At 61.2% G+C, this 14,665-nt stretch carries 14 protein-coding genes and 2 pseudogenes; 7 read left to right on the top strand and 9 right to left on the bottom strand.

The annotated features are described in order from the left end of the window. Complete coding sequence (locus OZ411_RS36350; protein WP_282531804.1) at positions 1-3,153, top strand: efflux RND transporter permease subunit; 3,153 nt, start codon at positions 1-3, stop codon at positions 3,151-3,153. A 41-nt stretch (positions 3,154-3,194) separates the two neighbouring features. Continuing rightward, positions 3,195-4,664 carry an efflux transporter outer membrane subunit gene (locus OZ411_RS36345; protein ID WP_282531803.1) on the top strand — a complete coding sequence of 490 codons (1,470 nt, stop codon included), beginning with the start codon at positions 3,195-3,197 and terminating at the stop codon, positions 4,662-4,664. Here OZ411_RS36345 and OZ411_RS36340 read toward each other — a convergent pair. Next, on the bottom strand, positions 4,661-4,933 hold the full coding sequence (locus OZ411_RS36340; RefSeq protein ID WP_282531802.1) for a hypothetical protein: 273 nt from the start codon (positions 4,931-4,933) through the stop codon (positions 4,661-4,663). The genes OZ411_RS36345 and OZ411_RS36340 overlap by 4 nt on opposite strands. 33 nt (positions 4,934-4,966) lie before the next feature. Here OZ411_RS36340 and OZ411_RS36335 point away from each other — a divergent pair. Beyond that, positions 4,967-5,297 (top strand): annotated as a pseudogene (locus OZ411_RS36335) (nitronate monooxygenase); the annotation flags it as partial. 339 nt (positions 5,298-5,636) lie between these two features. Here the strand turns inward: OZ411_RS36335 and OZ411_RS36330 are convergent. After that, the gene (locus tag OZ411_RS36330; protein ID WP_282531801.1) at positions 5,637-5,879 is read right to left on the bottom strand and encodes a hypothetical protein; all 243 of its coding nucleotides are present in this window, start codon (positions 5,877-5,879) and stop codon (positions 5,637-5,639) included. A 332-nt stretch (positions 5,880-6,211) separates the two neighbouring features. Between OZ411_RS36330 and OZ411_RS36325 the strand changes: the two genes are divergently transcribed. The 3 genes from OZ411_RS36325 to OZ411_RS36315 all read left to right on the top strand — a co-directional run bounded on the left by OZ411_RS36325 (position 6,212) and on the right by OZ411_RS36315 (position 7,647). Then, positions 6,212-6,535, top strand: a complete 324-nt coding sequence (locus tag OZ411_RS36325) for a hypothetical protein (RefSeq protein ID WP_282531800.1) — start codon at positions 6,212-6,214, stop codon at positions 6,533-6,535. Positions 6,536-6,543: 8 nt separating this feature from the next. Further along, the gene (locus tag OZ411_RS36320) at positions 6,544-7,227 is read left to right on the top strand and encodes an integrase core domain-containing protein (protein ID WP_282531799.1); all 684 of its coding nucleotides are present in this window, start codon (positions 6,544-6,546) and stop codon (positions 7,225-7,227) included. A 138-nt stretch (positions 7,228-7,365) separates the two neighbouring features. Beyond that, a complete protein-coding gene (locus OZ411_RS36315; RefSeq protein WP_282531798.1) occupies positions 7,366-7,647 on the top strand; it encodes a hypothetical protein in 282 nt (93 codons plus the stop codon). A 310-nt stretch (positions 7,648-7,957) separates the two neighbouring features. On the opposite strand, the gene OZ411_RS36310 is transcribed toward OZ411_RS36315, so the two are convergent. From OZ411_RS36310 to OZ411_RS36290, 5 genes are read right to left on the bottom strand one after another with little or no spacing between them, the layout of a single operon-like run. Next, a complete protein-coding gene (locus OZ411_RS36310; RefSeq protein WP_282531797.1) occupies positions 7,958-9,391 on the bottom strand; it encodes an FAD-dependent oxidoreductase in 1,434 nt (477 codons plus the stop codon). Positions 9,392-9,440: 49 nt separating this feature from the next. Further along, positions 9,441-10,412 carry an ABC transporter substrate-binding protein gene (locus tag OZ411_RS36305; protein WP_282531796.1) on the bottom strand — a complete coding sequence of 324 codons (972 nt, stop codon included), beginning with the start codon at positions 10,410-10,412 and terminating at the stop codon, positions 9,441-9,443. Between the two features lie 37 nt (positions 10,413-10,449). Then, positions 10,450-11,451, bottom strand: a complete 1,002-nt coding sequence (locus OZ411_RS36300) for a twin-arginine translocation pathway signal protein (RefSeq protein ID WP_282531795.1) — start codon at positions 11,449-11,451, stop codon at positions 10,450-10,452. Continuing rightward, the gene (locus OZ411_RS36295) at positions 11,435-12,229 is read right to left on the bottom strand and encodes an ABC transporter ATP-binding protein (RefSeq protein ID WP_282531794.1); all 795 of its coding nucleotides are present in this window, start codon (positions 12,227-12,229) and stop codon (positions 11,435-11,437) included. The genes OZ411_RS36300 and OZ411_RS36295 overlap by 17 nt, the downstream gene beginning before the upstream one ends. Then, positions 12,226-13,068, bottom strand: coding sequence for an ABC transporter permease subunit (locus OZ411_RS36290; RefSeq protein WP_282531793.1), 843 nt, complete (start codon positions 13,066-13,068; stop codon positions 12,226-12,228). The genes OZ411_RS36295 and OZ411_RS36290 overlap by 4 nt, the downstream gene beginning before the upstream one ends. A 211-nt stretch (positions 13,069-13,279) precedes the next feature. Between OZ411_RS36290 and OZ411_RS36285 the strand changes: the two genes are divergently transcribed. After that, positions 13,280-13,729, top strand: a complete 450-nt coding sequence (locus OZ411_RS36285; protein WP_282531792.1) for a MarR family transcriptional regulator — start codon at positions 13,280-13,282, stop codon at positions 13,727-13,729. 48 nt (positions 13,730-13,777) lie between these two features. On the opposite strand, the gene OZ411_RS36280 is transcribed toward OZ411_RS36285, so the two are convergent. Both OZ411_RS36280 and OZ411_RS36275 read right to left on the bottom strand, forming a co-directional pair. Then, positions 13,778-14,254, bottom strand: a complete 477-nt coding sequence (locus OZ411_RS36280; protein ID WP_282531791.1) for a zinc-binding dehydrogenase — start codon at positions 14,252-14,254, stop codon at positions 13,778-13,780. A gap of 203 nt (positions 14,255-14,457) precedes the next feature. Then, a pseudogene (locus tag OZ411_RS36275) lies at positions 14,458-14,665 on the bottom strand (hypothetical protein); the annotation flags it as partial.

Here is a 14,665-nt window from a genome sequence, read left to right as displayed (position 1 = left end):
ATGTCGCGCTATTTCATCGATCGCCCGATCTTCGCCTGGGTGATCGCGATCACAATGATGCTCGGTGGGCTACTGGCGCTGCAAGGACTCTCGATCGCTCAATATCCGCAGATTGCCCCGACGACGATCAAGATCAGCGCGAACTACGCGGGAGCCAATGCCCAGACCGTCGAGAACTCGGTGACCAAGGTCATTGAGCAGGGTATGACGGGCATCGACAACCTCGATTACATGACATCGACGTCGACCTCGACTGGCTCCGCCACAATTGTCATCACCTTCAAAAGCGGCGCCAATGCCGACACCGCGCAGGTTCAGGTGCAGAACAAGCTGCAGCTTGTCACGGCGCTGCTGCCGCAGATCGTCCAGAGTACAGGCCTTTCGGTCACCAAATCTGCCACCGGCTTTTTAATGGTGATCGGCTTCGTCTCATCGGACCGCAAGCTTTCGACGATTGACCTGGCCGACTACGTCAGCAGCACATTGAACGACACGTTGAAACGCATCGATGGCGTTGGCGAGACGCAACTGTTCGGCGCTGGCTATGCAATGCGTATCTGGATGGATCCCGACAAGCTCGCGAAGTACGCCTTGATGCCGAGCGACATCGCCGCCGCCATCGAGGCGCAGAACACGCAAGTGTCCGCGGGTCAACTCGGCAGCCTTCCAGCGCGTCCGGGCCAGCAGCTCAATGCCAGCATCACCGCGCGCAGCCGGCTTCAATCGCCCGAACAGTTCCGCAACATTATCCTTAAAAGCGAAACCAGCGGCTCGCTGGTTCGGCTCAACGACGTCGCCACCGTCGAGTTAGGCGCGGAGAACTACACCATCAGCGCCACCTATAACGGCATGAACGCCGCCGGCCTTGGGATCACGCTCGCCGCCGGTGCCAACGCAATCAGCACCGCGCAGGCGGTGCAGGCCACCATTGCCCGTCTCTCGAGCACGTTCCCGCAGGGCGTCGAGGTGGTCTATCCTTACGACACCACGCCGTTCGTGAAGCTGTCGATCGAGGACGTGGTCAAGACGCTGATCGAGGCGATCGTGCTGGTCTTCATCGTGATGTTCGTGTTCCTGCAGAACATCCGGGCTACCATCATTCCGATGCTGGCGGTGCCGGTTGTGCTGCTCGGCACGTTCGGCGTGCTCGCGCTCTTCGGTTATTCGATCAACACGCTGACCATGTTCGCCATGGTGCTGGCGATCGGACTGCTGGTCGATGACGCTATCGTCGTCGTCGAAAACGTCGAACGCGTGATGGGGGAGCAGAAGCTTTCGCCCAAAGACGCCACCCGCAAGTCGATGGACGAGATCACCGGCGCCCTAATCGGCATCGGCATCGTGCTGTCCGCCGTATTCGTGCCGATGGCCTTCATCGGCGGCGCGGTCGGCGTCATCTACCGCCAGTTTTCAGTGACCATCGTCTCCGCGATGATTCTGTCAGTTATCGTGGCCATCATCTTTACGCCGGCGCTATGCGCGACGCTGCTGAAGTCACCGGAGGATCACACCGCGCGAACGGGCTTCTTCAACTGGTTCAATCGCACCTTCAATCGCGGCTCGCATGCTTACCGGAACAGTGCGCAAGGCGTGATCGGGAGGTCGCCCCGTTTTCTCCTTGTCTTCCTGACGATAACGATCGTCAGCGGCGTGATGTTCGCGCGCCTGCCGAGCTCATTCCTGCCGCGGGAAGACCAGGGTATCCTGATCACCACTGTGCAGCTTCCCGTGGGCGCGACGCAAGATCGTACCCTGCGGGTGCTGAAGCAGGTGACGGACTTTTACCTCACCGAGGAAAAGGATGCCGTGCAGGGCGTGTTCGCCGCTGCCGGCTTCGGCTTCGGCGGCGCTGGGCAGAATGTCGGCATCGCCTTCATCCGGCTGAGGCCATTCGGCGAGCGCAAGGCCGCGACATTGAACGCGCGAGCGGTGGCGGCCCGCGCCATAGCGTACTTCTCCAAGATCAAGGACGGTCGCGTCTTCGCGCTTGCTCCCCCGGCTATCCAGGGCATGGGCAATTCGAACGGCTTCAATTTCTACTTGCAGGACATCAACGGCGCCGGCCACGACGCCCTGATCGCGACGCGCAACCAGCTCCTCGTAGCGGCCGCCCAAAGCAGGTTCGTCGCCAACACCCGTCCGAACGGCCAGGAAGACGAGCCGCAATATTCCGTGGACATCGATCAGGAGAAGGCCAGCGCGCTGGGCCTCACGCTGTCGGATATCAACACCGCATTGTCGACGGCCTGGGGCAGCGACTACGTCAATGACTTTATTGACCGCGGCCGCGTCAAAAAGGTCTACCTGCAATCGGACACGAATTTCCGGATGCAGCCGGACGATGTCGCTCGCTGGTTCGTACGCAATTCGGCGGGCGGGATGGTGCCGTTCTCCGCATTCGCCAGCGGTCACTGGACCTTCGGCTCGCCACGGCTGGAACGCTACAACGGCTCGTCCGCCGTGGAGATCCAGGGCGATTCCGCAGCCGGCGTCAGCTCGGGCGCCGGCATGGACGAGATCGACAATCTGGTAGCGAAGCTGCCGGCTGGCTACAGGCACGAATGGACAGGATTGTCCGCGCAGGAGCGGCTCTCCAGCAACCAGGCGGCGTCGCTTTATTCGATATCGATGGTGGTCGTGTTTCTCTGCCTTGCGGCGCTATATGAAAGCTGGTCGATCCCGCTGGTAGTACTGCTCGCGGTGCCGATCGGAATCTTCGGCGCGTTGCTGGCGGCGTATCTGTTCGGCCAGACCAACGATGTTTACTTCAAGGTGGGTCTGCTGACGACGATCGGCCTAACCGCGAAGAACGCCATTCTGATCGTCGAATTCGCAATCGAACGGGAAGCTTCCGGCACCGGCCTTATCGAAGCCACTCTGGAAGCCGCCCGCCAGCGGCTGCGGCCGATCGTGATGACGTCGTTCGCCTTCATCCTCGGCGTTACGCCGCTGGCGATCGCCTCGGGCGCCGGCTCCGGCGCGCAGAACTCGATCGGCATCGGTGTGATGGGCGGCACGATCGCGGCAACCCTGCTCGGAATTTTCTTCGTACCGCTGCTGTTCGTTGCGGTCAGCCGCCTGTTCAGGAGAAAACAATCTGCAGATAAACCAACTGGCGAGGTCAAGCCGGCATCACCTCCTGTCTCGCCATGATCAAACGCTTCTCATCGCGCCCCTCCGTTCGCCGCTCGGCGATGTCGCGGTTTGGTGCGCTGCTGTTGGTCGGCTCGACGCTGTCCGCCTGCGCCGTCGGCCCGGACTACGACCGTACACTCCTCTCGCTTCCAGCGAAGTGGGGCAACGCCAAGGCCGCATCGCCGAAGCGGGTCACGTTGTCGCGCTGGTGGAATCGACTGGGCGACCCGATCCTCGATGCGCTAATCGAAGAGGCAGTGCAGAACAATCTCGACGTCGCAAGCGCCAAGGCGCGCATTCGCGAGGCGCGGGCAACGCGGCGGCAGGCGATCGGCGGGCTGCTGCCGCTGGTCGATGGCTTCGGGTTGGCCACCTCCAATCGCTCGGCGGCGAGCTCGAGCGGTAGTGCCAATGCTCCATTTACCTACAATCAATTTCAGGCCGGCTTCGATGCCAGCTGGGAGCTGGATCTGTTTGGCGCCAACCGCCGCGCCGTCGAGGCCGCCACCTATGGCGTGGACGCGGCCGAAGACGATATGCGCTCGACTCTGGTGACCTTGGTCGGTGATGTGACGGCATATTACGTCGAGATGCGCGGCTACCAGGCTCGCATCGCGCTGGCGCGCCGTGCCGCTCTATCGCAACGACAGACCGCCCTGCTGACCCAGCAGAAATTCGAAGCTGGTTCGGCTTCCGCCGTTGATGCCGCCAAAGCGGCGGGTTTGGCTGCGAGTACGGAATCTTTCATACCGACCTACGAGGTCAGCTACGCGGAAGCGGTGCATCGCATCGGCGTGTTGCTGGGACGCGAGCCGACGGCGCTGGCGCAGACGCTTCGGTCCGTCGTGCGGATTCCGGCGCCGCGGCTGCCACTACCGACGGGCATCCCGGCGGATGTGCTGGTGCAGCGACCGGATGTGCGCTCGGCGGAACGCCGGTACGCGCAATCCACCGCAAAAATCGGCCAAGCCGAAGCCGCGCTGTATCCCAGGGTCAGCCTCACGGGCTCGGTTTCGACCACCGGACTGAATGTCGGAGATATCGGCAAGGGCTCTTCGATCGGCTGGTCGGTCGGCCCGAGCGTCAGCGTGCCGATCTTCAACGGCGGCAGACTGCGCGCGGCAGTGGACCTCGCGGAGGCCCAGCGCGATCAGTATTATCTCGCCTGGCGCGCTTCGGTGCTGACCGCGCTGGAAGACGTCGAGAACGCGCTGGTGGCACTGGCGCAGGAGCGCATCAAGATCCGGCGCCTGAGCGAAGCGTCACGCCGCTACGGCGAGGCCGCACGGCTGTCCCGCGCGCTTTATGCGTCCGGCTCAACGAGCTTTCTGGAATCGCTTGATGCGGAGCGCTCGTTCTACACGGCCGAAGACGGTCTTATTGTTAGCCGGGTCGCGATAGCGACGTCTTACATTGCGCTGGCGAAAGCCCTTGGTGGCGGCTGGGATGGTGCGATCGACAGCTCGGTGCCCACTGTGATTGACGTCAACACCGGCCCACACATGGTGACCAGAGAACCCCGATTTTAAGAGAGGCTTCGGGCGATCGTCGTCACGCCGTGGTTGCGGCAATAAAACAGTTTCTCGTTCGCATCGTTGCGCACTCCGAGCGAAGTAGCGTCGCGGTACGTTCTTACGCTGCAGTCTGCGATGACCCTTCGCGTCGGCGCCTCATTCAGTCGTGAATAGGGCATGATCAAATTTGCCTTGAGTGTCTTATCCAAGGATTGAGTAGCAATTCTGGACGGCCCGGCGCGGCGTCCCTCGAACGGCGAGCGCAGGGACTTGATGTTCTGCATTGTAGTCGTCAGCCCATTGTGGATGATATGTACGGCATCAACATGGGTACACGATTCATCGCCACCAAGGAGGCGCCCGTGCACGCCCGCGTGAAGTAAGCGATCCTGGCTGCGACGGAACTGGATACTCGCCTGATCATGCGTTCGTTGCGAAATACCGAACGCGTGCTCAAGAACGCGGGCGTGGAGCGATTGCTGCTGAAGGAGCGCGATCTGGGAGCCGCCATCACCTTCTCCGACATCGCCCCGGAAGTCGCGAGCGTCTATCCGAAGGTCATGAAGGATAGGCGACATGGATGCTGGCGGCTGGAGTTGCGGCATGGCGGTCGGTCTGATCAAGGACATTCCAACCGTCAAGGAACTGCCAACACGGGCAAGTTGGCCGAGGATGTCAAAATGCGCGGATCACCGACCTTGATTTCTGTGCCGCCTTGCAGAGCTCTTCCTAGTCGCCCCGAGGTCCGAAAGCCGCGTTCGCGGACATGACGAGCATCGCATCGCTAACATAGTTTGGATATTGGTCCTGCATCTCGGAAACGACGTCTCCGGGGCCGGTCGAAGCGGCGACGGCACGAGCGAAGTCTCTTATGTAGGCTTGCGTTCCATCGAGGACGGCTTTCGCATCGTCACTCCGGCTCCATTTTTTACGGCCAGCGATCACCGTCTTTGGGTCAAGGGCTCTGATAATATCCACACTATCGATTCATCGGTTCCATTCTTCAGGACCACCCAACGCCAGCATAAGATGATTTGAATTGTAGACGACGTCGCCAGCTACGACTGTTGCGAGGGTCGGGATCCAGACTACGGTGCTGGGTGCAATATCACCTTGACCGACATGGACAATTCGAAGTTCCTCGCCTTCGAGGTCGATTGCATCCGAAGCGAGCGGCTCGGGAAAGGATCTTGGTATGGCGATTTCAACATCCATCATAGATTCGAACATGCAAAGCTCGGATGCGTAGTTCGTGCGGATGTAATCCACTACCCCGGAGCTGCAACGGCTTGCGCTCCTGGGAAACGGGCGAGAAGGCGATCGATGCCGAAGTAGTGGTCGGGATGTCCGTGCGTGATGACGATGTGCGTCAACGCCCGGCCATTTCGCTCGATGCCATCGATTAGTGCGTCAACATCGCGAGCAGCGATCAGCGTGTCGACAAGAACAGCGTTTCTTGCACCGCTCACCAGTGTAGCAGTTGTGGGGGAGAACGTCGCTCCTGTGTGTACCGAAAACCTTATCCGAGTTGATGAGGTGACGGAATCGCCTAAGCTGGAAGAATGATCGGGCTACTCTGTTTTGTTCTGGCGGTCTTGGCTTCGCCATTCAAGTCGAAGTTGCGGCTTGAAGCGGAGAACGCGGCGCTCCGACATCAATTGATTGTCTTAAGGCGTAAGCTGCATGGTCGCGTCCGGCTCACGAACGATGATCGCTGGTTCTTCATTCAGCTGTATCGCTGGTTTCCATCGATCTTGCAGGTCCTCACCATCATCCGGCCCGAGACGCTCGTGCGTTGGCATCGGGCCGGCTTTCGCCGCTACTGGCGTTGGAAGTCGTACCCACGGGAGGGCGGCCGCAGATCGACGCCGAACTGCGCGCGCTGATCCGGCACATGAGCATGGAGAATCCGCTTTGGGGCGCGCCACGCATCCATGGCGAACTGCTCAAGCTCGGGTTTGAGCCGGCGCAGTCGAGTGTCGCCAAGTACATGGTTAGGCGGCGAGGCCCACCAAGCCAGGGATGGCGGACCTTCCTGCGTAACCACACGCCGGACATTGCCTCCATGGATTTGTTAGTTGTTCCCACCATCGGTTTCGACCTGCTCTATGCATGCGTCATCATCCGACTGGACCGCAGAGACTTGGTCTTGATCAACATCACAAGAAATCCGACGGCGGAATGGGTTGCACGTCAGATCACGGAGGCCTTTCCCTGGGATGAGGCCCCAAAATACCTCATTCGCGATCGCGATCGCATCTATGGCAGCCTCGTTACGCGCCGATTGCGCGCCATGGGCATCCGCGACAAGCCTGTTGCACCGGCTTCGCCGTGGCAGAATGGCCTTGCCGAACGGTTGATCGGATCGATCCGCCGCGAGTGTTTGGGCCACATCATTGTCCTGGGCGAGGTGCATTTGCGTCGGGTCCTGAAATCATACGCGCGCTACTATAATGCGATGCGGACGCACTTGGCCTTGGATAAGGATGCGCCCGTTTCTCGCCCGGTTGAGCGAAACGGAGTGGTCAGGTCACGCGCCATCCTGGGCGGACTTCATCACCACTACCTCAGGGTTTAGGTTTTCGGTACAAACACGGGCTTCGTCGTCCGCTATGATTACCTTTGGACCCATGAAGCGGCAGCGGGACGTGATCAGGGAAAGGACCGTCCGGCCTGCCTCGTCGCCGCGAGCGACAGCCAGACAAGGCCACGTTTTGTGGTCCTGTTGCCAATCACCCATACGCCGCCCGATGGCAATACGATCGGGATTGAGATTCCAGCGAAGGTCAAACAGGCAATTGGTCTCGACGATGCGCGGAGCTGGGTCATCGTATCCGAGCACAACATCGATGAATGGCCGAACGCCGGTCTTTCACCGGTTCCTGGAAAGCCGGGTGTGTTCGGTTATGGCTTTATTCCGTCCGGCTTGTTCGCGCAGATCAAAGCCAGGTTCCTCGAGCTCGCTCGACAGAACAAGAGCGGCGCAGTGCGCCGCTGATTGCGTAGGGATATAAGGGAAGCTGTATGCTCGCTATTCCTCCGACAATCAGCGCGATGGCGACGAAAGCATCGATACTCGACCTCCCGATGTCGAGGTTCAGGCTAGGTGAACGGATTACGGGCAAAGGAACCGCAGCGATCTGACTTGCCTATTTCCATCACATACCATTCCGAAGAATGCAGGACCGATTTCCTTAGGAAATCGCAGGGGAGCTTGTTGATTGAGCGATTTTTACAGCTGACAAAGTCACGCGAAAATCATCGACCCGATCGCTCGGACAGCACCACAGCCAGATGAGAGCGAATGTCTAAAAATAAGGAGCCGTCCACTCCAGTTCTTTCGGTTTAATTCTCTTTTCTATGCAGCGCGCTGCGGCGAAGCCGGCGATCTCGCCGGTCTGCGTGCACCAGGGGAAGTTTCGCATCACCATGAAGAGCGTCTTGTAATCGAACGACAGCGACGCGCCGGTCAGGATGATATTATCGATCTTCTTCGGCAGGAAGCAGCGGAACGGCACCTCGAAGGTGTGCTTTACGAAGCCTTCCCAGAAGAATGTCTTGGTCATCGGCTTGGTGACCGCGTCGCGGAACGTGCGGCCGGCGCGCACGTCATCGATGTTGACTACATATTCGCCGATCGGATGGCGGCCGTCGCGAACGCCGACGAAGCGCCCGACGTTGGCGAGGCTGGCGCTCTCGAAGCCCGGCACGTATCTGCGCAGGAACTTCGCCTCCGCATTAATGAAGCCGCGCAGCGCGCGCTTGGCCGCCGCATGGTCGGCGACATTGTCGTCCATGTGCAGCGCCCACTCATAGGGCACGTTCTGCCACAGCACATAGGTGCCGTCGGCTGAGATCGGGCTCATGTCCAGCGTGGGGTGGCCGATATAGTGCTCGCCGTAGACATTCTCACCGGCCATCCGGGGGCGGTAGACGCCCTCGGGCAGATCGCCCGCCGCGGTCGCCTCTGCCATCGCCTTGGCCAGCAGCGGATCCTTGGCGGATTGTTGATAAGCCACCAGCTTGCCCAAATCGATGCCGCCCATGGTCCATAGCAGCCCCCCGGGGATCGGGCGATTAACGCCGTCCCAAACGGCCGTCTCCGGCTGGCCGCCGCCGCCGCGAACGAACGGCGCGCCGGCCCGCGCCACCAATTCGCTGGTTCCCGATGCTTCGATGAAAATCTTACCGGCGATCGCCTGCAATCCGCTGGCATTCTCGACCACGATGGCGGTGATCGTGTCGTTGCCGGAGCGCCGCTCGACGATCGCGTCGATGAAGCTGGTGCCGTAGAGCGCGATGACGCCGGCCTCCTGCAGCATATCGGCCATCACGCAGCCGGCGCCTTCGGGATTGAACGACATCCGCGTGAATTCGCTGCCCGGCTCCTTCTTCCTCTCGTAATGCGACAGCGGATTGCCGGCCCAGCCCGGATGCGTGCTCCCGGTCGCCGTGTAGATGTAACCCTCCTCCGCGAAGCGCTGCATCAGTTCGGTGTGGATGCCGCCGACGCCGATATCTGCGGATCCCTGCAGGCCCGAGGTGTGGACGCCACCCGGCATGTCGAAGCGCTCGATCATGATGGTGCGTGCACCCATCCGCGCCGCCTGCAGTGCCGCTGCAAAACCGCCCGGCCCGCCGCCGACCACTACGACATCAGCCTCATAGGCCACCGGGATCTCGCGTGCCTGCAAGATGACGGGCGCTGCGACGCTGTCGGGAGAATCGGTTGGCTGTGTCATGCGATACCTGTTGATCGATGCTTCCTGAGAGTTTTTTAAGCTGCTGTGTTCAGACGAAGAACGTGTCCGTCACCGGCTTCGGCAAATCCTTTTCGGCCGCGAGAATTTCGCTGCTGCGGATCACCGCCTGGCGTGACTTCGGATCGTCCATCGACGCGAACACATATTTCAGCCGGCCGGATTGCGTGGCAGTGACCAGTGTCGATGTCGGCAGGCCCGTGGTCTTTTCCGAAGCGCTATAGGCCGCCTGCGGCTCCGCATTCATCGCTTCGCATCCTGCCGCGAAGGTCTTGTAGAGACGGTCGGCAATGCCCGGATATTTGTCGAGCGCCTGCTGACGGATGGCGAGGCCGAGGAACGGCATCTCGGCCTTCTCGTGTGTCTGGTAGACCCCGCCCATGTTGAGCAGCACGCGGAGCTTCGTGTTCTTCAGCGCGCCGATGGTGACGCTCGGCTCCCAGGTCAGCGCCGCCTCGGCGCGATCGGCCAGCACCAGCGTGACGCCGCCGAGCGGATGATCGACGGTCTGGATGGTGCACTCTTTCTCGATATCGAAGCCCTGGAAACTGTGCAGCAGCGACTTCATCAGGCGGAACGTGCCCGACGAGGTCGGAGCCGCCAGCGTCTTGCCGCGCAGGTCGGTCAGCGACTTGATCTGGTCCGACATAGTGACGATGTTCAACAGGCTGCCGGGATTGATGCCGCACAGATAGCGCATCGGCACGCCCGCAAAGGCGCGCACCGCAAACGTATCCCAGCTCCCGAAGCACATGTCGAAGGCGCCGGCGACGAAGTCACCGTAATAGCTCGTCAGCGACGAGTACGGCTTCGGCGGGTCGAGCACCACGCCACTGGCGCGGTCGAACCCCTTGGCCAGCGTATAGTCCATGAAGGCCGGCACGAAGCCCGGCGTGAACGTCGCCCAGCTCAGGCGCGGCATGTCCTCGGCCCAGGCCGGAGATGCCGCCATTGCGACGCTTCCGATCAGGCCCTGCGCAAATGTCCGTCGCGATATCGACACCTGTCCGTCTCCCTCGACTCAACGCAACTTGTCCTGCTCAGGCGGCGAAAAAGCCCGGATCGGCCTTGCGCGGTAGCACCCCCTGACGCGCCAGCATCTCCGACGCCGTCGTGAGCGTAGCCTGTACCTTCGGATCGTTTGCTGCGCCATATTGCAGCTTGAACCGGCCGGACTCCCGCGCGATTTTCAGCGTGTCGACATCGATCTTGGTGCGCGCGGCATATTTCACAGCGATCGCATCGAATTCCGTATCGGCGATCTTCACGCATTCGGCAAACGCCGCATTGAGCTTTGGCGCCATGCCGGCCGCGACCATCTCCTTGCGCACGTTGACGCAGAAATACGGCAAATCAGCTCCGATTTTCTCGCGGAACGATTTGCCAGCGCTAAAGATGACGTCGATGTCCTTGCGCTTCTGCATGCCCGAGGAAATCATCGGCTCCCATGCCACGGCGGCATCGGCGCGATCGGCGATCACCAGCGTGACGCCCTGCGCCGGATTGTCCGCGTTCTGCACCTGCGCCACCGTCTCGATATCCTCGCCGGTCAGTTCCTTGATGATCGCGCGCGTCATGCGGTAGACGCCGGACTGCTGCGGCGCCGCGATGATTTTGCCTTTGAGCGCGGCGATCGACTGTGGCCCCGCCTTGGTCGCGACGATACCGATCATGTCGGCGGTCATCAGCGTGCAAAGCAACTGGCACGGCACGCCGGCCTGATAACGCGTCAAAACCGGATCCCAACTTGCGACGATGACGTCGGACGAGCCGGCGACGAAATCGTTGAACAGCGTGCCGATCGACGCGTTCAGCACCGGATCGTCGAGCTTGAAGCCGTTCTTTTCGTCGAGCTTGCGGTCGCGGATCACGTCGTAGAACACCGTCGTAAATCCCGGGGTCGCGGTGGCGCAGCGGATCGTCGGCAGGTCCTGCGCGCGCAGCACGCTCGGGCTCAGCGCGGCCCAGGCCCCAGCCGACAACGCGGCGCCCATGAGCGCGCGGCGGCTCGGCAACGAATTCCGATCAGTGGTCTTTGCCATCTTGATGTCCTCCCAGGGCCGTCTCGATCTGCGATCTGTAGTCGTCGCGTATTCTTTCATCCTTGCGCGCCAATGCCATCGGCAGTTCAAGCATGATGCGCGCGCCCGGCCCCAGCACGATGACGCGGTCGGCCATTTCCAGCGCGTCGTCGATACGATGCGTGACCACCAAGCAGGTCTTGCCGAAATCGCGCGCCACGTTGCAGAAATCCTTGCGCAGGCTCTGCGAGGTGATGTGATCGAGCTGGCTGAAGGATTCATCAAGCAGGATTAGTTTCGGATCGACCGCCAGTGCTCGCGCCAGCGAGACGCGCTGCCGCATGCCGCCGGAGAGCTCGTGCGGGTACTTGTCTTCGGCGCCTCCAAGATTGACACGTGCCAGCCATTGTGCGGCTTTCGCCCGCGCGCTCTTGCGATCCTCGCCCAGGATCAGCAGGCCGAGCTCGACGTTCTGCGCGGCCGTGCGCCACGGCAGCAGGCGATCGGTCTGAAAGCTCACTGCAAGCCTGCCCTTCAGCGCCTTGAACTGCCTGAATGGATCGAAGCCCGCCACCGAGACGCTGCCGCCGTCGGGCTGCGTGGTGCCCATGATCAGGTTGAGCACGGTGGTCTTGCCGGCGCCGGTGCGGCCGAGCAGCGTAACGACCTCGCCATCGCGGACATCGAAGCTGAGATTTTCGATGACGCGATAGCCGCCGAACTGCTTGCGCACACCGCACAACGAGATCACCTGCCCCGCATCGATCTGCGGCGCTTCGTTGAGGGCAGGCATGCTCATCGGACCTCCGCTTTTGGACGCCAGGACAGCGCCAGCTTCTCGACACCGGTGACCAGAAGCTGCAGCGCGATGTTGAGAATGATCAGGAAGAAGGTCCAGGCCAGCACTTCATCGATATGAAAGGTCGATTGCGCGAGTCCCATGCGCGAGCCGACGCCGACCGCAGACGCCACCAGCTCGGCGAAAATCACCATGCGCGTGGCGTAGCCGATCACCGATTTCGTGGTCATCAGGATATACGGAACGATATGCGGCACGATCAGAAAACGCAGCGTCTGAGCCTGGGACGGCCGGAAGCTCTCGATCATATCGATCCAGTCCTTCGGCAGAGCGCGAATGCCGTCATAGATGCTGAGCGTGTAGAACGGCACCAGAATCATGATGAGGATGAAGAAGATCCGGGTCTCCGGATTCTTGAACCAGAATACCGCGAGCAGAATCCACGACAGCGCGGGAATGCCGGTGTCGATGATGACGAACGCGCGAATGAACGGCCGCAGCAGCGGCGAGATCCCCATCACCAGGCCGAGCAGCACGCCTACGATCAGCGAGAATGCAAGCGCCGCGCCGAGCCGCGCCAGTGTGATGAAGACGTGGCTGAAGTCGGTGTCGGCCAAGCGCAGGATCGCCTGCAGCACCGCCATCGGCGACGGCATGATGTAGTCGGGCACGTACCAGCTCGCCACATCCATCGCGACGATGAGCAGCACGACGACCGCGATCGTCGCCGCGGTCTCGCGGACAGGCGGGTTGGCGAAAAATGCTTTCCACGGCGCCGGCTTCGACGCATCGCCTTCGCGATGGCCGTCTGCAATCTCTGCGCGTTGCTCCAGTGACAAGAAGCCGGCTCCTCCCGTGCTCATACATCGACGAGCCAGCCAATTCAGGCCGCTATTGTGATTTCAACTTAACATATTAAGTTGAGCCGTCAAGCTCACCTTGGCATAAGGAGCTTGGAGCGATTTGAATTGAGGGGCACACGTGACGACCTCTGCGCGACGACAGACCAGAACAGACACAACCGAACGCCACGTCGGGTGTGACGGCGACATGGCATCGATCCCGTTCGAGCGCGGCCTCCCCGTCGGTCTGCTGCGCGCACGCGAAGCGGTGATGTTTCACATGCGGCCGGTGCTGCGCAGCCATGGCACCACCGAGCAGCAATGGCGAGTGCTGCGATCGCTGAACGAAGCAGAGCCGATGGACAAAACGACACTCGCTGACCGTTCGGCATTGTTGATGCCGAGCTTGCTGCGCATTCTGAAGGACCTCAAGCAGGAAGGTCTGATACGCCTCGTGCGCTCGACGAGCAACCGTCGCCTGAGTGGCGTCGCGCTGACGGCGAAGGGCGCGGCCTATGTCACCATCGTCACCGCATCAATCAATCGCAAAAGCCAAATTCTCAAGGCCGCGATTGGCGAATCCACTGTTGAACAATTGCTGGCGCTACTACGCGATGTCGAAGTTTCTCTCCACGCGCTTCGCACTCCAGAGGATTAGCTACTGCGCAGCGATACCGCTGGTCCTGTCTCGCCGGCGGTCGGCCGCCTAGCAGTTCGCGATGTCGATGACAACCTTGCCAACGTGATTTCCGCTCTCGATCCGCCGATAGGCCTCCCGATAGTCCGCAAAGGGATAGACCCGATCGATCACCGGCAGCATTTCCTGCATCGCCATCGCCTTGAGCATGGCTTCGAAATTGGTCCGGGGGACGATGGCCGAGGTGGCGAGGATGAGCGATCGGTAAAGCAGGTCGGCCGGCGAAAGGCCACCGCCGATGCCGCCGACGGCACCAACCGGGGCGATCTCGCCACGGATTTTGGTCGAGGCCGCGGATTTGGCAATGGTCTTGCCGCCGGCGACATCGATGACCTTATCGACGCCCTTGCCATCCGTGAGGGCGAGGATCTCGCGGTCCCAGTCCGGGAACGTGTTGTAGTTCACGACCGATTCCGCGCCCAATGCCCTGAGCTTCCCCGCCTTTTCGTCCGACGACGTGATCGCCAGCACGCGAGCGCCGAACATCCGCGCAAAACTGAAGCGCGAACAGCGCGACGTCTCCGGTGCGCTGGGCCAGCACCGTCTGATCCGGCTGGAGGGGCATGATCAAGTTGAGCGACGACCAAGCCGCACCGGCCGCGCAAGGCAGCGCGGCGGCCGCGATATAGGACAGGTAATCGGGCAGGTGGACGAAGGCATTTTCGTGCGGCACCTGTGCCTACCGTAAATCACAGCCGGCCATATTGATGGTGCAGTCCGCCCAGGATCGGGCGGCAGACGATATTGCCGGCCCACTCAACGCCGCGAGGAACCGGGGCATCTTTGTTCAATGACAAATGAGTGCGCGTGGCGTTGTAGTAATCCTTGTACGACAGCAGGACATGGCGCAGATGGCGTTCGCCAAAGACTACGACATGATCCATGCATTCCCTCCGG

It is taken from the genome of Bradyrhizobium sp. Arg237L (assembly GCF_029990105.1).
Taxonomy (GTDB): Bacteria; Pseudomonadota; Alphaproteobacteria; order Rhizobiales; family Xanthobacteraceae; genus Bradyrhizobium.
Note: the sequence above shows the minus strand (reverse complement) of the source record. Positions and strands in the feature narration are given on the sequence as shown.

Coding starts and splice junctions, on each gene's coding strand:
- OZ411_RS36350 (WP_282531804.1), top strand. CDS start 1: ATGTCGCGCTATTTCATCGATCGCCCGATCTTCGCCTGGGTGATCGCG.
- OZ411_RS36345 (WP_282531803.1), top strand. CDS start 3,195: ATGTCGCGGTTTGGTGCGCTGCTGTTGGTCGGCTCGACGCTGTCCGCC.
- OZ411_RS36340 (WP_282531802.1), bottom strand. CDS start 4,933: ATGCAGAACATCAAGTCCCTGCGCTCGCCGTTCGAGGGACGCCGCGCC.
- OZ411_RS36330 (WP_282531801.1), bottom strand. CDS start 5,879: ATGTTCGAATCTATGATGGATGTTGAAATCGCCATACCAAGATCCTTT.
- OZ411_RS36325 (WP_282531800.1), top strand. CDS start 6,212: ATGATCGGGCTACTCTGTTTTGTTCTGGCGGTCTTGGCTTCGCCATTC.
- OZ411_RS36320 (WP_282531799.1), top strand. CDS start 6,544: ATGAGCATGGAGAATCCGCTTTGGGGCGCGCCACGCATCCATGGCGAA.
- OZ411_RS36310 (WP_282531797.1), bottom strand. CDS start 9,391: ATGACACAGCCAACCGATTCTCCCGACAGCGTCGCAGCGCCCGTCATC.
- OZ411_RS36300 (WP_282531795.1), bottom strand. CDS start 11,451: ATGGCAAAGACCACTGATCGGAATTCGTTGCCGAGCCGCCGCGCGCTC.
- OZ411_RS36295 (WP_282531794.1), bottom strand. CDS start 12,229: ATGAGCATGCCTGCCCTCAACGAAGCGCCGCAGATCGATGCGGGGCAG.
- OZ411_RS36285 (WP_282531792.1), top strand. CDS start 13,280: ATGGCATCGATCCCGTTCGAGCGCGGCCTCCCCGTCGGTCTGCTGCGC.
- OZ411_RS36280 (WP_282531791.1), bottom strand. CDS start 14,254: ATGTTCGGCGCTCGCGTGCTGGCGATCACGTCGTCGGACGAAAAGGCG.